14 protein-coding genes are annotated in these 19,882 nt (G+C 51.4%); 9 read left to right on the top strand and 5 right to left on the bottom strand.

Going from position 1 to position 19,882, the window contains the following annotated elements:
- Positions 1 to 196: 196 nt before the first annotated feature.
- Together HMPREF2609_RS01365 and HMPREF2609_RS01360 are read right to left on the bottom strand one after the other, a co-directional pair.
- Positions 197 to 1,657 (bottom strand): hypothetical protein, encoded by a 1,461-nt coding sequence (locus tag HMPREF2609_RS01365; protein ID WP_070534573.1) that lies wholly within the window; start codon positions 1,655 to 1,657, stop codon positions 197 to 199.
- Positions 1,658 to 1,921: 264 nt separating this feature from the next.
- On the bottom strand, positions 1,922 to 2,695 hold the full coding sequence (locus HMPREF2609_RS01360) for a hypothetical protein (protein ID WP_070534571.1): 774 nt from the start codon (positions 2,693 to 2,695) through the stop codon (positions 1,922 to 1,924).
- A gap of 238 nt (positions 2,696 to 2,933) precedes the next feature.
- Here HMPREF2609_RS01360 and HMPREF2609_RS01355 point away from each other — a divergent pair, with 238 nt between their 5' ends.
- From HMPREF2609_RS01355 to HMPREF2609_RS01315, 9 genes are all read left to right on the top strand, one after another.
- On the top strand, positions 2,934 to 3,788 hold the full coding sequence (locus HMPREF2609_RS01355) for a PRD domain-containing protein (RefSeq protein WP_070534570.1): 855 nt from the start codon (positions 2,934 to 2,936) through the stop codon (positions 3,786 to 3,788).
- A gap of 441 nt (positions 3,789 to 4,229) precedes the next feature.
- On the top strand, positions 4,230 to 5,219 hold the full coding sequence (locus tag HMPREF2609_RS01350) for a mannose/fructose/sorbose PTS transporter subunit IIA (protein WP_004005900.1): 990 nt from the start codon (positions 4,230 to 4,232) through the stop codon (positions 5,217 to 5,219).
- The gene (locus HMPREF2609_RS01345) at positions 5,216 to 6,088 is read left to right on the top strand and encodes a PTS mannose/fructose/sorbose transporter subunit IIC (protein ID WP_070449374.1); all 873 of its coding nucleotides are present in this window, start codon (positions 5,216 to 5,218) and stop codon (positions 6,086 to 6,088) included. Before HMPREF2609_RS01350 ends, HMPREF2609_RS01345 begins: the two co-directional genes overlap by 4 nt.
- Positions 6,089 to 6,097: 9 nt before the next feature.
- Positions 6,098 to 6,961, top strand: coding sequence for a PTS system mannose/fructose/sorbose family transporter subunit IID (locus HMPREF2609_RS01340; RefSeq protein WP_004005902.1), 864 nt, complete (start codon positions 6,098 to 6,100; stop codon positions 6,959 to 6,961).
- Positions 6,962 to 7,065: 104 nt separating this feature from the next.
- Complete coding sequence (locus tag HMPREF2609_RS01335; RefSeq protein WP_048755410.1) at positions 7,066 to 7,833, top strand: HAD family hydrolase; 768 nt, start codon at positions 7,066 to 7,068, stop codon at positions 7,831 to 7,833.
- Positions 7,834 to 7,903: 70 nt separating this feature from the next.
- A complete protein-coding gene (locus HMPREF2609_RS01330) occupies positions 7,904 to 8,332 on the top strand; it encodes a hypothetical protein (protein WP_048751402.1) in 429 nt (142 codons plus the stop codon).
- A gap of 392 nt (positions 8,333 to 8,724) precedes the next feature.
- Positions 8,725 to 10,602 carry a site-specific DNA-methyltransferase gene (locus tag HMPREF2609_RS11065; RefSeq protein ID WP_070534568.1) on the top strand — a complete coding sequence of 626 codons (1,878 nt, stop codon included), beginning with the start codon at positions 8,725 to 8,727 and terminating at the stop codon, positions 10,600 to 10,602.
- A gap of 16 nt (positions 10,603 to 10,618) precedes the next feature.
- Positions 10,619 to 13,582, top strand: a complete 2,964-nt coding sequence (locus HMPREF2609_RS01320) for a restriction endonuclease (protein ID WP_070534566.1) — start codon at positions 10,619 to 10,621, stop codon at positions 13,580 to 13,582.
- 2 nt (positions 13,583 to 13,584) lie between these two features.
- Positions 13,585 to 16,443 (top strand): SNF2-related protein, encoded by a 2,859-nt coding sequence (locus HMPREF2609_RS01315; RefSeq protein ID WP_070534564.1) that lies wholly within the window; start codon positions 13,585 to 13,587, stop codon positions 16,441 to 16,443.
- A 671-nt stretch (positions 16,444 to 17,114) separates the two neighbouring features.
- Here HMPREF2609_RS01315 and HMPREF2609_RS01310 read toward each other — a convergent pair.
- The 3 genes from HMPREF2609_RS01310 to HMPREF2609_RS01300 all read right to left on the bottom strand — a co-directional run bounded on the left by HMPREF2609_RS01310 (position 17,115) and on the right by HMPREF2609_RS01300 (position 19,833).
- Positions 17,115 to 17,483 (bottom strand): hypothetical protein, encoded by a 369-nt coding sequence (locus tag HMPREF2609_RS01310; protein WP_070534562.1) that lies wholly within the window; start codon positions 17,481 to 17,483, stop codon positions 17,115 to 17,117.
- A gap of 9 nt (positions 17,484 to 17,492) precedes the next feature.
- The gene (locus HMPREF2609_RS01305) at positions 17,493 to 17,924 is read right to left on the bottom strand and encodes a hypothetical protein (protein WP_070534561.1); all 432 of its coding nucleotides are present in this window, start codon (positions 17,922 to 17,924) and stop codon (positions 17,493 to 17,495) included.
- 172 nt (positions 17,925 to 18,096) lie between these two features.
- Entirely contained in the window at positions 18,097 to 19,833 is a 1,737-nt protein-coding gene (locus HMPREF2609_RS01300) for a cation:proton antiporter (protein WP_048751393.1), read from the bottom strand.
- Between the last annotated feature and the right edge of the window lie 49 nt (positions 19,834 to 19,882).

The following is a 19,882-nucleotide window of genomic DNA, read 5'->3' as shown; positions in this document are numbered from 1 at the left end:
GCAAACCATTATTTAACTCAATACCCGTTTTTACCCTTATATTCCGCGAAATTTTTGGAAGAGTATAGAATTATTATTTAACCTTCAGGCAAATATTATTTAACTCCGAGCCCTTGATGATGTGTGCAAAAGGGTGGCGCATCCAGCCATACAATCTGGATGCGCCACCCTCTACCTTCTTCACAAACATTTTCCGTTAAGACACAGCCTGCTGACCGGGCTGCAGGGGCTGACGCGGGGTCAGCGGAATGACCCCTCCCCCGCCGGGACCATCACCTCCACCAATCAGTAAATCTGGTTGAGGAGGAACGTAAATATACCGTTCTTTATCTACCGAAGATACCTCGCTCTTACGTGATGACGATTCCCGATATACTTTGCCGTCCGGGGTGCTGTATACGGTTTCATAGGTGCTCTGAGTGCGCCACGTGCCATCAGATTTTACTTCTTCTGTTCGGTCCCGGTCTTTTCTCTGCCAACTTCCGTCAGGGTTTACGTGAATAATATCTTCCCCGTCGCTGCGTGTATTATTTTTGATTTCCCATGAGCCGTCAGCATACAACACAGTAGTTTTATCATAATTACCGGAGTTATCAGAATCTTTCTGCGTCCACGTGCCGTCTGCTGCAACATGTATTGTCGTGTCACCATCGCGCGATTCCCAGCTCCACGAACCATCCGGATTGACCTTAGCCATACCGAAGAAGGGGTCTTTTTCTGAACGTGGCCGGGGCTTGCCCGCTTTATTCTCATCCGTCAGGAGTATGCCCTCAAGTTCGGCGGTAGCATGCTTATATTCATCGGTTCCAGGAACAGCCTCTTTAACAGGCATTCCCAAAGGCAGAGCCGTACGCGGTTTCAGGGGAATAACACCATTTTGAGGAATATATAACCCCATATCGTACATACTATTCATGTATTCCCTAGGAGTTGTAACCCCACTCTGCGCCCCACGTGTGATAGATTTTTCCTCCCCGGTTTCTGTATTCTTTTCCACGGCTGTACCGTCAGGGTTTCCCGTGATGACCTTATTATTCGAGTATCCGCTAGACTTCCACGTGCCATCAGCATGTGCCTCAACGTTTTCTGGGGAAGATGAATCGCTCTTACGCTCGACACTCCACGTACCGTCAGCATTAACGCGAGTTTTTGTCTGTGAAGAAGAAACTTTTTCAATCCTCTCCCAAGATCCATCTGCGTTAATCGTCATTTCGTGATATATGTCAGACCCCGTTCCACGCTTCACATGGAATGTACCATCGACATTAACTACAACTGATAATTTATCCTGACCGCTGCCTTCTTCAACAGTCCACGAACCGTCGTCCTTGAGCTTTACATTCTTTCCCAACGAGCTCTGAGACTTCTGTTCAGCGCGCGGGCGGGGTTTACCAGCCTTATTATCGTCAGTAAGCCCCACAATCTGTTTCTCATGACTCTGTTCTTCATTCTTCTGTTTCTCCTCTGTTGGGTTCGTCGTGGGGGAAGCGGAAGAAGACTCGGGTGATGCAGAGGAAGATGTAGAGGAGACAGGGGAAGATCCCTCAGATTTACCCGGGTTGGCTCGTTCTACAGTCATGCAGGCACTGAGCGCGAGCATGAGGGCGCATCCGTTGAAAAGAGGAACGACGATGCGGGTGAACTTAGTGATTTTCATCGGAAGTTTCCTTACGGCTATGTAGTCTATGCGGTGCTTTGATGCGGTGTTTAAAAATACCTTCAGTTTCAGTCTACGGTTCTTGGACAGACCCGATGCCGCTAACACCCCACGTTTTCTTCCAACACTCAGCGAATATAGAGTACGTTCCCATATTTCTTCCAGCAAAGCTCCAGATAGAAGGGCGTTTTAGACACAAAAAGGGTGGCGCATCCAGCCGTAAAAATCTTGATGCGCCACCATACTACCGAGAGAAGTTCGGGGTTACTGAGCCTTCTCCCCTGGTTTAAGCGGGGTACGCGGTTTGAGAGGAACAACGCTGTTGCCGCCTACGCCGCCTTCAGCATAAGCAATCGGGTTTACAGGAACCGTCGAAGGGGTAAGCTCTTTCCCAACTTCACGCTTCTCTTGGCCTGGTTTCTCTTGGTAGACCTTGCCGTCGGCAGTTCCGTAGAGGGTAGAGTACGAATCTACGCTGCGCCACGTTCCATCGGCCTTAACCTCCATGCCCTTAGCACCTTTAGTCAGATCCGTATCGCCGCTCTCGCGTACTCGAATCCAGCTGCCATCCGGGTTTACATGAACCCGCTCGTTCCGTTGTGCGTCAAAACTTTCCCAGGTGCCGTCGGCATTCAGATTAGCTTTATCGCCTTTACTATTAGTCCACTCCCAGGTGCCGTCGGCTTTGGTGGTCATGGTATGGCTCTCGCTCTTATACTCCCATGAACCATCCTCATGCACTGTCGCTCCAGGGTAGGGGTCTCCGTATGTCGAGGTTGGCCGCGGCTTACCGGCCTTATTATCATCGGTCAGGGCTTTTGAGGTAGCGCTCGAACTTGCCGAAGCCGAGGCGCTGGTGCTGCTGGAAGCTGAGGCGCTGGGCGATGCAGTTTCCGAGGCAGAAGCGCTCGCGCTCGACGAGCTGGCGGCGGAAGACGAAGGTGTCACAGTGCTCACCGAGGAGGAGCAGGCGCTGAGGGCGAACACCGCAACAAGAGCGGCGGAAAGCGGCATCGCTAAACGATGAGGGTTATGCATAGAAGTCTCTTTCAACAGTGATTATTGCACGGTGTTTATAGCACCGACTTATTCATTCTATCGGTATCTCTCCATAAAATGCAGAATATATCCTTCATATTTTAGAAAGACCGCATCGTATTTTGGTAAAAGGTGGCAAGCTTAGAGCGCATAGATTCGCTTTCTCACGGTAAATAGCGCGAGGGGGCTGTAAAATCTTGAGAAAGCTTCGATACCGCCCACACGGAAGGAGGGATGCATGCGCATCAGCCGCATCTATAACAATAATGTCGCCCTCACCCGTGATTCCTACGGGCAAGAGGCGGTAGTTATCGGGCGCGGACTTGCCTTTGGTAAACGCAAGGGCGATCTGGTCGATCCGAGTAAGGTCGAGCAGACGTTCATTCCCGAACACGATATTTCCGCCGAACGGCTCAGCTGGTCACTCTCCGAGATCCCCCCGGAGATTCTTGCCATTGCCTCCGAACTTGAAACGAAGGTTCGCAATACCCCCGATATTAAAATCGCGAACTCCTTCATCATTCCTTTCGCAGACCACCTGCACTATGCTATTGCGCGCGCTCGCGAAGGACTGCAGGTTGATTATCCTCTCGCACCAGAGGTAACGCTGCTGTATCCGCGTGAAGTTGAGTTCGGGCGCCGGGCACTTGATCTGGTACATGAGCGTTTGCATCTCACCCTAGATCCGCAGGAAGCCATTCCTTTGGCGTTACACCTCGTCAATGCCCAGTTTGCGACGGCCGATATGTCGCGGGCTTTCCGCATGACTGAGGTTTTTGCGCAGGTTTTTGATGTTATCGGAGCAACGTATGGTAAGCCGATAGACACAAATTCCATGTCGGCGGCGCGGTTTATCACCCATCTGCGCTATCTCTTCGTACGTGCCGATCGAGAGAACAATAAACAACAACGGCATATTACTCAGCCCGGTGTTTTGGCGGCACTTCGGGCGGATGCGCCCCAAGCCTTCGCATGCGCACAAAAGGTTCTTCTCCTATTAGAGATGCAGCTCAATCAGCCGTTACGCCAGGATGAGCTCACATATTTGACGATTCATATTGACCGCCTCGCCCAAGAGATGTGGGGTTCTTAGAATTTAAAATCATCACCTCCGTGCAATAAAAATTCTCTTGATCGTAAATAATGCATGATTTTAATGTTTTATTCACAATCAAAAGAATTTTTAGTCAGAATGCACTTTACACCCTGGCAAGCCCTTCCAAAACTCAATATATTCCTATATTGGAATATAAGAATATACGCTATTAATGCATCAAAGTACAGCAAATAACAGATTTTTACCCCTGTTCGACTGATAACCTTTCACGCTCGCCGCCCTCTAGAGCATGCCCTTAAGAACGACATAGTTTAGGTCACATATACTATATTTATGTGCCGAGCGGTTCTCATGTAGAAGTATTTTTTCCTATATTTTTCTCCATATTTAAAACCGTTATTGACCGTGATATTCTCAAAGGGTTTAGACCCTTAAATACGGAAACAACACACATTCTGTAGTAACGAGAGGACCATCATGGTCACTATCATCGTGGCGGCACACGGGGAGTCAGCACCCGCGCTCTTAAAGACCGCCAGCATGATCCTCGGAAACCTCGATAACGTGTATCCGGTGACATTTCTTCCCGGGCAGGGTCCGGAAGATTTGATCGAAGAGTACACGCGCATCGTTGCGGAAACAGGATCCGAAGAAACCCTTATTCTCGTCGACCTCTTCGGCGGCAGCCCTTACAATGCGGGCGCTCGATTCGCGGCAGAACACGAAAATATTGATGTTGTCGCAGGCGTCAACGTGCCGATGCTCATCGAAGTGATCAGCGGCGCTGGTCGCAAAAATGCAACCCTCAAGGGCCTGGTCGCCAAAGCCCATAAGGCGGGCGTGAAGGGTATTCGCTCCTTCCAAGAAGCCAACCAACCGGTACAGGAAGAAAAGCCTTCTCAAGAGGCAAAACCCGCCGAAACACCGGCGGCACCGGAAATACCAGCAGAACAGCAGGTTGAAGGCGGGCATATGGATGCTATTTTTACGCGCATCGACTCCCGCCTTATTCACGGGCAGGTCGCGGGCACCTGGGTTCCTTATGTGGCACCGCAAACCTTTATTGCCGCATCAGATGCAGCCGCCCACGACAACCTCCGCAAGACCCTGCTGCTGCAGGTGGCGCCCGCCGGAGTCAAAACCAATGTGCTCGATATTGCTAAAGCGGGGCGCGTATACAACAACCCCAAGTACACCGGCATGAAAACCATGTTTGTACTCGAATCCCCGGTCGATGTGGTGCGTCTAATAGACGAAGGCGTCGAAATTCCAGAGGTCAATGTTGGCGGCGTAACCTACAAAACCGGTATGACGCAGCTTTCTGAGGCCGTCTACGCGAGCGAAGAAGACCTCGACGCATACCGTGAGCTTCTCAAACGCGGCGTCAAGCTGTACGTACAGCAGCTTCCCAACCACAACCCCGTCGATCTGGCAAAAATTTTGAAAGAGAAAGGTCTCGCCTCATGAGTCCCCTCGCATTTATTCTCGTCATTGTGGTGGCGTTCATTGCGGGTGTCGCATCCGTGGTGGACGAACGCCAGTTCCACCGTCCCCTAGTGGCATGTACCCTCATGGGTTTCGCCCTCGGCGACCCTACCACTGGCATTATCTTGGGCGGTATGCTCGAACTCATTGCCCTCGGGTGGATGAATGTCGGCGCGGCGATGGCACCCGATGCGGCGCTCGCATCATGTATCGCAACGGTCGTCGTTATTCACGGTCACCTTGATAAAGCGCAGGGCATCGCCGTTGCTATTCCGATTGCAGCAGCCGGGCAGGTGCTCACCATTTTCGTGCGAACTATTACCGTCTTCTTCCAGCATCAAGCCGACCGGTTCGCCCAAACGGCGAATTTCCGGGGTATTGAGCTCATGCATATCAGCGGTATGGTTCTGCAAGGTTTGCGTGTGGCTGTCCCAACCGCCGTGGTTGCCCTTATTAACTCCGAAACCTTGCAGAACTGGCTGCAGGCTATTCCTGCTGAGGTGACGAACGGCCTGCGTATCGCTGGCGGCATGATTACGGTGGTCGGTTTCGCCATGGTCATTAACATGATGAAGTCCCGCGCCCTCATGCCATTCTTCTTCCTCGGATTCATCGCGGCAGCCGCTATTCCGGCGTCCCAGGAAATCACGCTCAGCGGCGGCAACCATGATGCTATCGGCAACCTCGCCGCAACCCTGGCAGATCCCGCGCAGCTGAACCTAGTCGCGATCGGTATTGTCGGAGCGTGCCTGGGACTGCTGTATACCCAGCTGAATCCAATCTTCCATAAGAGTGAGGCGGCACCGGCAGCCGCACGCCCAGCCGACGACCTCGATAACGAGCTTGAGTAGGAGCGAATCATGACTGAGAACACTCAAGAAAAAGTAACCGCAGAGGTTCCCGACCTCACCAGGCGCGACAAGATTGATACCTACATCCGCTCCACCTTCCTGCTCGGCTCCTTCAACTTCGAGCGTATGCAGGCCATTGGTTTTGCGGTGTCGATGATACCCGCGATTAAACGTTTCTACACCAAGAAGGAAGATCAGGCGGAAGCACTCACCCGTCACCTGGAGTTCTTCAACACCCAACCCTGGGTCGCATCCTCCATTATGGGTGTGACTGCCGCTATGGAGCGCGAAAAGGCAGCCGGTAAAGAAGGCATTGACGATGCCGCCATTACCAACGTGAAGGTTGGTCTAATGGGTCCGCTCGCGGGTGTGGGCGACCCGATTTACTGGGGTACCGCGCGTATCGTGCTGGCGGCGGTGGGCGCATCCTTCGCTATTGCGGGCAATATTCTGGGACCGCTGATTTTCTTCTTCGGCATGACCGCGATTCGGTGGGCCACCCGCTGGTACGGCTTCAAATATGGGTACGAAAAAGGTACCCAAATCGTGGGAGAAGCGGGCGGCAACACCCTGCAGAAGATCACGCAGGGTGCCTCGGTGATGGGCCTGTTCGTGATGGGGTCGCTCGTGTACCGGTGGACGACCATCAACATTCCGCTCAAGCTCACGGAATACGAACAAAACGGTAAGAACGTTGAGGTCACCGTGCAGTCGATGATGGATCAGCTGCTGCCCGGGCTCGCCGCACTGGCCCTGTGTTTCCTGTGCATGTGGCTTCTGCGCAAGAGGGTTAACGCCATTTGGATTATTTTCGGTCTCTTTGCCGTGGGTATTGCAGGTTCCTACCTCGGGTTCCTGTCACTTCCCTCGTAAGCCCTAGTGACTGTTTAGCCACCCTGCGGGATGCGCGCTCCGGTAGACTGGTACCGGGCACGCATCCCGTGATTTTTAGCCACCGCACAGACCTGAGGAATCCCATGAAAAAACTGATGGCATTCGACTTGGATGGAACTCTGCTTTTTGACCGGACCATCGACCCCGCGAATGTACAGGCTATTCACCGCTGGCAGCAGGCCGGGAACCTTGCGGTGTGTGCGACGGGGAAAAGTATTTTCGCCACGAAACTTGCCCTCGATAAAACCGGCGTAACCTTCGATTACAACGTGCTGTACACCGGCGCGGTTGTGACCGATGCCGAGTACAACATCCTCCACGCGCAAACTCTGCCGGTGTCAGTGGTGCGCGCCTGCTATGAACGGTTCAAAGAAGAACCGGGGGTCGCTCTTTTTGCCACGACTTTAACCCATGACTATCGTCTGGCGGATAATGTGGGGTCTTCGACTAATATTCTGCCCGAGTTCCTGCCGCTGGCAGAGTCCGAGATTGATACCCAAGATTATGTGGGCGTGCCCCTGTGGATTCCTGAAGACGATGCTCGCGAGCGCACCTACCGCTGGATTCTTGAGGAGTTCGGTGATTCAGTGGATTGTCACAAGAATCAGGATTTTCTGGATATTGTGCCCCCGCGGTGCACGAAGGCGACCGGGCTGGCGTGGCTTGTGGAGTACCTGAAACCGGTTGAGTATGAAACCTACACGATTGGGGATTCCTGGAACGATGTACCCATGCATGAGTGGGCGGATCATGCGGCGTCGTTCAGCTATTCCCCGGATGATGTGAAGGCGCGAACCGAGGTTTCGGTGGATCATGCGTGGGAGTTTATTGACTCTTCGTTGGGTGCGTAGATTCTACGTTTCACGTGAAACTTTTTGCGAAAACAACGTCTATAGATTGTTAAAGCGGGGTAGATGGCGAATGTCTTCAACAAATAAAGAGCGCAATCCCGAGAGTTTTGGCGATGCTTTTCGGCAGGCCGCCCGTGAGTCTTTGGTGAAGAACCAGCGCGAGCGTTCCAGCGATATTGTTTCTATTGCCCCGATTCAACTGGCGCTCGCCGCGTTGGCTATAGGTATTTATGCCCTGTGGAATAGTTGGTTGTGCTTGATTCCGCTGGGAGTGGTGCTGGTGCTCATGTGGGTGCGGTACACCATGCAGCGGCAGATTTCCCGCGATTTTGCGCAGCTGGATGCGGCGCGCACGGCTTGGCGTAAAACCCGCGATAAGCAGTATTTAGAGTTTATGGCGGAGAATGCCGGGCGCATCCTGAAGGAGAATAAGGCGCTGACCAAGGATGCGCGCAAGCGTGTGCAGGAGTACGCCGACTACGCCTCATCCCGGCTTTAAGCTCTGGTATATCACCCCTGAAACATCCTCATGTATTAGTTGTATATTAGGGTTCCAGAATACTTATTACTTTCATTAGGTGGGAAGTATGGCGTAGTTGGCGCACGGAGATGGGTTGCACGCGGCATAACGAGTATGTACAGGGTCCTCTTGATGGGTGAACCGCATAATTTCTTTGGAGAGAGTGCAGTTGTTGTAAGTAATGAAAGCGATCATGAATCCGTCTGTCGATAAACGGATTGAGTGAGTTACCGAGGTTGATATTACCCCCAGATGATGGGAAAGCTATTGAATAGGCATGTTAATATATGGGAGAAAGTAGAGACGACGATGCCTGATACCTGCCCACCATGACATCCCAATCCCTCACCAAAGGTTTAACGGAGTACACAATGAGCGACCAAATCAACAAAATTCCCGCCTCCTCACCTAACTTCCAGAGTGAGGCTTCGCAGAAGCTCGCATCGCTATTTCCTGAAGTGATTGCCGATGGCAAAATTGACATTGCAGCCCTGCAAACGCTCCTCGGCGAAGACGCTGCAGGGGATGAACGTTTCGGCTTGTTCTGGCCAGGAAAGACACAGGCAATTCGCGCCGCCCAGACTCCAACCACAGCAACACTCGCACCCGACCATGACAACTCCGTGAATTGGGAGAAAACACAGAACGTGGTCATTGAGGGTGACAACCTGGAAGTACTCAAAGTGCTGCAGAAGCACTACTATGGGCAGATCAAGATGATTTACATTGACCCTCCGTATAACACCGGCAACGACTTTGTATACGAAGACAACTATGCTGACCCAATCGGCACTTACCTGGATCTCACTGACCAACGTGACGGTGATGGCAAACTCTCCACTAACACCGAATCGGCAGGACGTTTCCACTCGAACTGGCTCAATATGATGTATCCGCGACTGAAGCTGGCAAAGAATTTGCTGCGGGAGGATGGGGTTATTGCCGTCAGTATTGATGATGACGAATTACCCCGGCTACGCATGGTGATGGAAGAAATTTTTTCGTCCGATATGTTCTATGCAAATATTTGCTGGCAGAAGAAATACTCTCCAGCAAATGATGCGAAGCGCTTCTCGGATATGCACGATTTTATTATTCTATTCAGCCGGTCAGATGCATTTATGCGTGGATTATTTCCGCGTACGGCCGAGAATAATAAGCCTTACAAGTATGATGATGGAGATGGTCGAGGACCCTATCGTACAGGTGATCTCTCAGTACGCACATATAACGCTGCAAACGACTTCCCGATCGCTAACCCCAATACAGGTGATGTTTACAGCCCGCCAGCTGGACGATGCTGGGCGTTCTCTAAAGAAACTCTCCACCGCTATATTGATGAAAATCGTATTTACTGGGGTAAGAACGGCACTGGAGCACCGCAATTAAAGAGATATTTAAGCGAGGTGCAGCAGGGAACTGTTCCCAGTACATGGTGGACGCATGAGTTTGCCGGCCATAATGATGAGGCTCGAAAAGAGATTCGCGCATTGTTCCATACCACGGCGATCTTTGATACGCCTAAACCGACACGTCTGATAAAACGATTATTGCAAGTGCTGACTTCCCCCAACGATAATCACCTCATCCTTGACTTTTTCGCTGGTTCCGGCACTACCGCCCATGCCATTATGCAGCTCAATGCTGAGGATGGCGGCAATCGGCACTGTATCTCTGTTCAGCTGCCGGAGCCAACTCCAACAGGGTCTGTAGTGCGTGAGCAGGGATTTGAAACAATTGCGGATATTTCCCGTGAGCGTATTCGCCGTGCTGGTACCAAGATCTTAGAGGAGGAAGCATCGAAGCTGGAGATCCGCGCTGAGCCCCTTGATGTAGGTTTCCGTGCGTACAGGCTGGTGGATACAAATTTCACCAAGTGGCGTGCTGACTCTTCTTTGAATGTGGATGACCTTTCCGATTTGTTTGCGCAGATGGGTGGGTCAGTTGATGATAATGCCCGCCCAGAGGCCTTACTAACTGAGGTTCTTCTCAAGCTTGGATTTTCTCTCACAGAACAGGTCACGAGCGTGGACGTGGCTGGTTTACATGCCTTCAGCGTCGCGGATGGCTTAGTGATGGCTTACCTCAATGAACATAAGAAACCCACACTGGAGCAGCTGCGATCGCTCGTTGTTCTCGAGCCCGAACGCCTCGTCATCCTAGAAGATGCTTTCCAGGGCGACGACGGACTAAAGACGAACCTAGTGCAAGAGTGCCGTACTCACGGCGTGGACTTGTGGACCGCGTAAGGGGGTATGGGTTTCGATGCGTTTTCAGTTTGATCCTCACCAGCCTTATCAAACATCGGCAATTGAAGCGGTCACTGATCTCTTCGATAGTCAGCCAGCGGATGCGGATCAGTTAGTAACTTCTTTTAGATTACTTCCTGCTCAGCCGTCGTTAATTGATCAGTGTGAATTATCCGGTCAACGCGAGTTTGACATTGCGACCGAAGTCGGTGCTGTAGGAAATAATCTGGTGTTGGATGAGGGCACGATTTTGTCTAACCTTCGCCGTGTTCAAGACCGCAACGGTCTGGACATCACGGATGAGCTGGTTGATGGCCTACAGTTTGACATTGAAATGGAAACTGGTACCGGCAAAACCTACGTCTACCTGCGTACTGCATTCGAGCTGGTAAAGCGTTACCGGTTCACCAAGTTCATTATATTGGTGCCGTCAGTTGCGATCCGTGAAGGTGTAAAAACCTCTATTAACTTGATGCGCGAGCACTTCCGACACTTGTACCCAGAAATCAACATGGATGCCACAGTGTATTCGGGTGAGCGGGCTGAAGAGGTGCGTGACTTTGCCACTGCCACGAGCTTGCAATTCTTGGTGATGACGATTGATTCCCTGCGTGGAGATAAGAACACTCGCATCATTCACCAGAATCGAGACAAGCTTGCTGGTTTGCGGCCTTTAGATTATTTGCAAGCTACTCGTCCTGTTGTGATTATGGATGAGCCACAGAACATGGAAACCCTGCTAGCCCAATCAGCAGTTGCAGACCTGGACCCGTTGTGTACGCTGCGCTACTCAGCAACCCATCGCACCACTCGCAACGTGGTGTACCGTCTCGATCCGTTGGATGCTCACAAGTTAAGTCTCGTGAAAACCATCGTGGTCGCTGACGCCCAGGAGCTTGGTAGCGCCGCAAAGCCCTATGTGAAGCTGCTGGAGGTGTGTAGGGAACCTTTCAAAGCGACGTTGGAATTGGTGTGCCGGAAGAAGGACGGCTCATACGCCAAGTGCAAAATCAATGCCTCCCAGGGGGATGATTTAGAACGCTTGTCGGGTGGAAACCCGGCTTATGAGGGCAATTGGCGCATTAATGAAATTAGTGTGCAACCTGAGCAGATCGAGTTGTCCAACTACGGGATCCTGGGGGTTGGTGAGGCAATCGGCTCCAACCAGGATGCAGTATTCCGTGAAATGATCCGCGAAACTATCCGGGAACACATTCGCAAGGAACTCCAGGTCCATGACCGTGGCATCAAAGTTCTTTCCCTTTTCTTCATCGACAAGGTCGCATCCTACCTTGGATCCGGGAATAACAATCTAGATGCAAACGGGGATTTTGCAACCTGGTTTGACGAGCTTTACCGCGAGGAACTGGCGAAGTGCCCTAAGGCTGCACGTTTTCTACCCGCCGATCCGCTTCAGGCGCGCTCAGGCTATTTTGCTCAAATGAAAGGCAAAGGTAAAGGCGCGCCAATGGTGTTCAAAGATTCATCAGGTAAGACGAAAGCCGATGATGATGCCTACGAATTGATTATGCGGGATAAGGCCAGGCTTTTGAGTATGGATGAGCCGGTACGTTTCATTTTCTCTCATTCAGCTTTGCGTGAGGGTTGGGATAACCCCAACGTGTTCCAGATCTGCACGCTACGTGACATGGCCTCGGAGACTGAGCGTCGCCAGACCATTGGGCGTGGCCTACGTCTACCCGTCAACCAAGAAGGTGAGCGGGTTTCCGACCGTGGACTTGCGCAGCTAACCGTGGTGGCCAATGAGTCATATCAGGCGTTTGCTGCTGCCCTTCAAGATGAATATACGAAGGCGGGTGTGGCGATCGGGTTTGTGCGGCGTACGGAGTTCGCCCACCTACCCATCATGGAAGACGGTAAAGAATCCAGGTTGGGTTCGCGGCGCTCGGGTAAGATCTGGAAGTTCTTGCATGATCGTGGTTATATCAATGATTCCGGTGAAGTCATGGGCACCTGGGTTCCTGAACAGCTCGATTTCACACTTGACCTGCCCGCTCAATACGCAGACTACGAAGATGACATCATCAACATTGTTAATGGCTGTAAGATCGAGACCATAGTTAAACCCAAACGCAAGCGAGTGGTCCGTAAACTCAACAAACAGGTGTACGCCACTCCCGAGTTCGAAGAGTTCTGGGAGAAGATCACTAGCCGCACGACCTACCGGGTAAGCTTGAACCGTACCGACTTGGTCCAGCGGTGCGTGGCACGCATTAAGGAAGCCCCGCCCATTGACCCGATCCGAATTCAAGTGACCCGCACAGGACTGGAACTGACCCGTGGCGGTCCTAAAGGATCTATTCTCGATTTACGCGATGAGGTTCTCAAGGAATCCTATCCCCTCCCTGACATCATTATGCAGCTCCAGGAGACAAGCTCCCTGACACGTAAGACTATTATCGATATCCTGCTTGGATCAGATCGTTTGGGCGAGTTCCTCACAAACCCTAATGACTACATCAAGATGGTCACAGACTGCATTGAAACCGAGCTGGCCCATGCTCTCATTAATGGCATCCAATACGAGCCAATTGGAGGCAGCATCTATGAGCTTCGTGAACTGCAGGCAGATGGCTTAGACGAGAAAGACCGATTCATCGATCAGCTCTATGAAGTCAAGAACACGGAAAAAACCGATTTTAACTACGTTGTGTTGGACTCCGCGGTGGAGCGACAGTTCGCCCAGTATCTGGATGGACGGGAGGACATCAAACTGTTTATGAAGCTGCCCAACAAGTTCCGTATCCCTACCCCGGTAGGTGACTACAACCCAGACTGGGCAATCATCAAGGTCGAAGACGGAACCGAACACCTCTACTTAATCCGCGAAACCAAGAGCAGTCTGGATCCAACCAAGCGCCGTCCAAGTGAGAACGCGAAAATCAACGCGGCAATCAAACACTTTGAAGCTATTGGCGTGGATTACAACGTCAGCGCACCTGATCGGTGGGGTATCTAATAATGGAAGTGCGTGCTGGTTTGCTCAGCGATTATCAGGCCAAGTTCTACGCTCATGAACTCGACCGTTCCTACGCCTCGGACCATGTCGGCCGACTAGCCGGGTTGTTATTTGATGCGCAAGTAGAGCCCAAGCCTCATCAGATTGATGCCGCTTTATTTGCTTTGCAGACCCCGTTTACTCCCGGTGTGATTTTGGCTGACGAGGTGGGCCTTGGAAAAACTATCGAGGCCGGAATTGTTATCAGTCAGTACTGGGCTGAACGCAAACGCCGCATCTTAATCATCGCGCCTTCATCTTTGCGCCAGCAGTGGAAGCAAGAGCTCAATGAGAAATTTGCTCTTCCCGCATCTTTACTCGAACGCGGCAGCTTTGATGAGCTCACTAGATCGGGTGCACACGAGCAAGTCCTCATCTGCTCTTATGAGTTCGCCAACTCTCAATACCTTAGGCTCACGCACATGTGGGATCTGGTGGTATGTGATGAGGCACACCGTTTGCGCTCTTATTGGACAGGACAGGCGAAAATTGCTGCTAATGTTGCAAGAATCTGCCGTGGAGCTACAAAAACTGTCATGCTCACGGCCACTCCATTGCAAAATCGCCTTGAGGAACTCTTCGGACTTGTGAGCGTGTTCGCTCCCGACTATTTCCACTCTCTGGAGACGTTCAAAGAGCGCTACATCAACAACCCTGATGGGGTGGGTAACGATGACCTGGCAGCTAGGGTTGCGCAGATCACAAAGCGAACCCTGCGCAAGGACGCGAATAAGTACATTCGCTTTACCACTCGGATGCCACTGACCGTTGCCTTCACACCCAGCGAGGATGAGATCCAGCTCTATGAATTCATCAATTCCTACCTGCAGCGGCCGTTTCTGTGGGCTTTTGCCAAGTCTCAACGGCATCTATCTGCACTTATTCTCCGCAAACGTCTTGGTTCGTCATCCTACGCGGTAGCTTCCACGTTGGAGAGCATCGCGAATCGTCTGGAGGCTGAGGCAAATAGTGGTAAACGCCGCAACGACGCTGGTGCGTTCATTGCAGATCCAGATCTGACCGGGGAGGAGCGCGAGGAAGCTGACAGCACACCCGCCCTGACGGAAGTTATCGACGGTGGTGATCACGCTTCGATGCTGGCTGAGGTACAGGAACTCCGTGACTACGCTGCACTCGCACGCTCCATTACTGTCAACCAGAAAGCCGTCAAGCTGGTTGATGCTCTTGAGCAAGGCTTTGCAAAACTACGCGAGATCGGCGCACCTGAGAAAGCGATTATTTTCACCGACTCGACTGTCACTCAGAACTACCTCGCCCAATCCCTGCGTAATGCGGGTTGGGGTGAAGGGCTGGTGCTATTCAACGGCACCAACGACTCCGCTGAAGCCAACGCGATCTACCGGGAATGGTTGGAGGGAAACAAAGGTGGAGACCTCGTCACAGGTATCCCTGCAGCCGACCGACGCAAAGCCTTGGTCGATGAGTTCCATCAGCGCGGACGGCTCATGATAGCCACTGAAGCGGCTTCCGAAGGCATCAACTTGCAGTTCTGTTCCATGTTGGTCAACTACGACCTGCCGTGGAATCCCCAGCGTGTGGAGCAACGTATCGGGCGTGTCCACCGGTTTGGGCAGAAACACAATGTTATCGTCGTGAATTTCTCCAACAAAGGTAACTTGGCTGAAGAGCGTATTTTGCAGCTTCTCACGGAGAAATTCCAATTGTTCACCTCCGTCTTTGGAGCTTCTGATGAGGTTCTGGGGCAGATCGAAGACGGTCTAGGTTTTGAGAAGAACATTGCCGCAATCCTGGATCGATGCACTACAGCTGAGCAGATTGATGCCGCTTTTACCGATCTTGAGGCGCACTACGCGACACAGATCAGCCGCGAGATGAAAGGAACCCGAAAGAAGGTTTTCGACAATCTCGACCCGAAAGTCCGCGATAAACTCAAATCCTACAATACCCAAACCGGGGTGGTACTCAACGCCTTCGAAAGGCTTCTCATCGCCCTAACACACTACGAGCTAACCGGTCTAGCAACATTCAACGACACCGCTACACAGTTCACGCTCACTCAGTCTCCCACACCCAACATCACCGTTGGAGAGTATTTCTTCAAGACCGAACCACGCAAGGGTGCCCACCAGTACAGGTACTCCAGCGACCTGTGTCAATGGGTGATTGAATCTGCAAAAAGGCATGAGACGCCCCCGGCTCGACTCATATTCCAGGTCAAGGGCTCGACGCGCGTCACCACCATCGCAAGGCAACTATGCGATAAAAGCGGTCGACTCACCGTTCACGAAACGACATTTACTATGCAATCCGGTAATCAGAGCCTACGTGAAACCTATCTTTTACTGGCTGGGTTCTTTGATGATGGCACGACCATGGACCACGAGCAGATCCGTGACCTTTTTGACCTCACTTGTATCAACGTAGCCCCGGAAGCCGTGAACACCGATGGTTTCAGTGAAACGATTGATGCTTTACGAAGTCAATTTGCCAAAGACGTGCAAGATCGTAACGCAATTTTCTACCTGCAACAAGAAGCTCTCATTGATGCTGCGCGCCTTGATCTTAAGGCTACGTTTGACGCGAAGATTCGAGACTTCCACGCCAAAGAATCCACCGCTACTAAGGCTGCACGCAAAGCCTCCAGTACAGCCGAACAACTCAAACTCACCCGCGAGGCACGCCAATGGAGACGCCGAGCCGAAGAGGCAGACGACGAATACCGCCGCCAGCGCGACAAACTCCGCAATGAGTCAGACACCTATCTTGACAATGCTGCACAAGCCCTAGAAGCAGAACAATCCACCAATGAACTATTCACTGTCAACTGGGAGGTTCGCTGATACCATCATGCAGAAATAATCTACGGCACCATAACAATTTAACACCCCTATACAACAACTAAGGTGTCAGACATCAAAACACTCAATATGGAGATCAGATGTTGTTGCAGATACTACAGGGGATCAGAGAAGTATCATAGTCATGATCACCTAGTAACTCCCCAGATATCAGGAAATATTAAGCAAAATTAGGCAGTAAGTACAAACTGGATGCACTATTAGTTTGAGTCAATTCCAGCACTGTCTTTTTAACCGAAAGGTTCGGGAGCCTAGGTTTTTGGGTTTATTTTTTCGGCATCAGATACGTAACGTCCTGACTCAAGATGCACACAAGCGTGTACAGGAGTACGCCGACTACGCATCATCCTGGCTTTAATCCGCTGCCCCGCTCCCCCGCACGCCGCTTTCGATGGAAGTATAAACTCGCAGTTCTACCTGGTATGTGCGCCTCAGTGTGTAGTTCTATGGTGAGATATAAGGGTGGGCGGACTATCAAAGTCCACCCACCCCTATATTCTTATTTTGGAATATATACCTGCTGACCTGGCAATATTCCATTATTGACATGAGAAAAATGTAGGGGAGATTCAGTACAACAGTGCACCGAATCTCCCCTTACTATCAGGTCTTCCGTGAGGGCGAATATACGCCACGCTTATTTTCTGAGGGTCTTATGTTCTTTTCACAGAAGCAGTATCTTTTACTATGTTCTGAGCAACCTCTGGAGCATCAGGAAGATCCTCCGGCAGAGGTTCCGCATCCATATCCACAGCCGGTTCAGCAACTTCTTCATCAAGACGCTGCACCACCGGTTCGCCGATCTCTAGTTCTGATTCATCGGGACGTTTGAGCTGAGCGCCAAGATGCGTCAGTTGATCGCGGTTAACCAAGACAACTAATACCAAAGCGTTCAGGAAAAGACCGACGATAAAGAAAATCCAGCCGATCAGCATAAACCTTCCTCCACTGAGCACAGCACCTACTATCAGCAGTGCCGCCGAGCATAGATACGCGGGTGAGAGAAGGAATTTTGTGTTCATAGCAGACCTTTAGCGAACGTTTGAGCGTGGGTGAGAGCCTCGTGAACCGTTGGGTTTTGAGGGAAGAACTCCAAGTTTACCGGCGTCAGACTCGCGGGTCGAAGACTGCGCGGCTTCATCCGATGCGGAGTTTCCTTCTTCACCATCATAAGCCCCGTCATCACCCTCAGGACTGTCATGACGCTCCGCATTTTTATCGCGCATAGCGCCCACAAGATTATTTTCCATCTCACTTAAGCTTGTCACCAAAGCGGGTGTAGGCTCTCCTTGAGCCTTGGAAATAGTGACCATATGTGCAAGAACATTCAATCCCAGCGCGGCAAGAACTAGAATCCATCCGAGCCACAGCAGCCATGTCTGTGAGAGGCTAATCAGCAAGGCACCGACCACGATAAGAAGTAGGGAGGTGAGATAGGCGGGCGAAAGTTTTTTAGAATTCATGGGTTTTCACAGCTTTTCAATTATGAAGAAACGCATAAAATATTCGTACACATTATGCGTTTGAACGGCGTAAAATTCCTCTTAATCCAATTTTAGATGATATGAGGTCTCAAAGCATTTCATACCGTGAATTTCCTTAATTTTCCCAGGTTCACGGTGTGAAAATCATAGCTTAACGTTGTTCATCAAATATGGCATTAGAAACATATGGCGAAGAAGGGGCGTCCTTCACGATGGGAATAGTCGAAGTTCCCAGATGACTGCGGAGCATGTTATACCTTTCAAGAGCTACGGCAGGCAACGAAGGCAGAATAAAGTTATTATTCGTGCGCACATTCTCAGCCTGAACCAGAATATCCAACTTACGAATTACTCGGGAAACATCGTGGGAATCGTAACGATCCTGAGCTGAAATCACTGCACGCTGTGCCGCCATCAGCGCCGCATCACGCAGACGAATATAGTCGCTTCGCTTATCCTTGAGCTTTTCGATATGGGGCTTATATTCCTCAGGCAGGCTCTCGATAATCTCGTCGCGGCGAGTAATAGCGGTGTACATATCCTTCACGCGAGCGTAGGTCTCTGGATCAACCGTTGCCTTTGCTTCTTCCTGCAGGGCTTCCAAAGCCGCATTCTGAGCCAGTTTGAGCAGTTCTGGAACGGCGGTATCTTCCTCATGGTTCACCTGCACCTTCAAGATCCTCACCACAAACGGCAGGGTCAGTCCGGGCACCACGAGGGTAAAGAACAGAACCGAAATCATCATCACGATAGCGTCTTCGCGCACCTGTTCCATACCGTCGATCATGGGAATAGAGAGCGCAAGAATCAGGGTCACTAGGCCGCGCATCCCCGACCAGGTCATCACGATAACCTCGGCGAAGGATTCAGGAGCGCCTTCATGCACCGGGCGGGCAGCCTTACCAATCAGCCAGATTACCGAGAACCACACAAGACGAATTATCATTGCGACCACAGCAATAACGGCACCATCGACGAAGAGACCGGCAATACGCTCTGAGTTGGCTTTATAGATAATTTCGCTCGCCTGCAGACCGATCAGCCCGAAAGCAATACCGGTCATAAGCAATTCAATAATCTGCCAGAAAGATGAGGTCGTTAGACGATCCTCTGCTTCTAAGGCCACCAAATACTTAGTGCTGGTGAATTGAATTGCGGCAATCACCACGGCAATAACGCCGGATGCATGAATATTTTCTGCCACCAGGTAGGCAGCGAAGGGAATCACAAGAGTTACGGCATTTCTCGTCACCACATCGTGGGCGCGCAGACGCACATAACCACCGATCCAGCCAAACGCAAAACCGATAATAACTGCTAGAACCGAGCCTAAAGCGAAGTCCCTCATAACTTCGAGTGGTTCGATGGCGTGGTGCTCCTCCATCGAATGAATAGCAGCATGAAAGAGCACAATCGATATAGCATCGTTGAAACTACCCTCAGTCTGGAGCGTGCCAATCAAACGTCGTGGAATACCGACAGGTTCGGCAACGGCCTCAACAGCAACGGGATCCGGAGGCGAAACTGCGGCACCGAGCGCCAGGGCGACAGCGACCGTCATTCCGGGAACCCACCACAGGGCAACACCGGCAACGGCAAGCGCAGATGCCGTGGTGAGCAGTACCGAATAGAGGAGAACGGACTTCCAGCGGCGCCGGAGTGTACCCCAGGAGAATTTCACACCGATGGCCCACAGCAGCGGCGGCAGGAAGATCGGCAGAATAATATCGCTGTCGATTTCAATATGGGGTCGATCGGGAGGTAGCAGCAGCGCTCCAACACCCAGGATGGTCATCATCACGGGCCAGGGAAGATTAAGGCGATCGCCAACGCTCACCATAATGACTGTTGCAAGTAGAATCAGAACTATAACGGATAAGTAGAGCATTGTCTCTCGTATCAACCCCTTGTATTTTTAGATACACTCATACTCAACT

The organism is Rothia sp. HMSC058E10, assembly GCF_001809415.1.
Classification (GTDB): Bacteria; Actinomycetota; Actinomycetes; order Actinomycetales; family Micrococcaceae; genus Rothia; species Rothia dentocariosa.
This window is presented reverse-complemented; position numbering and strand designations above follow the sequence as displayed.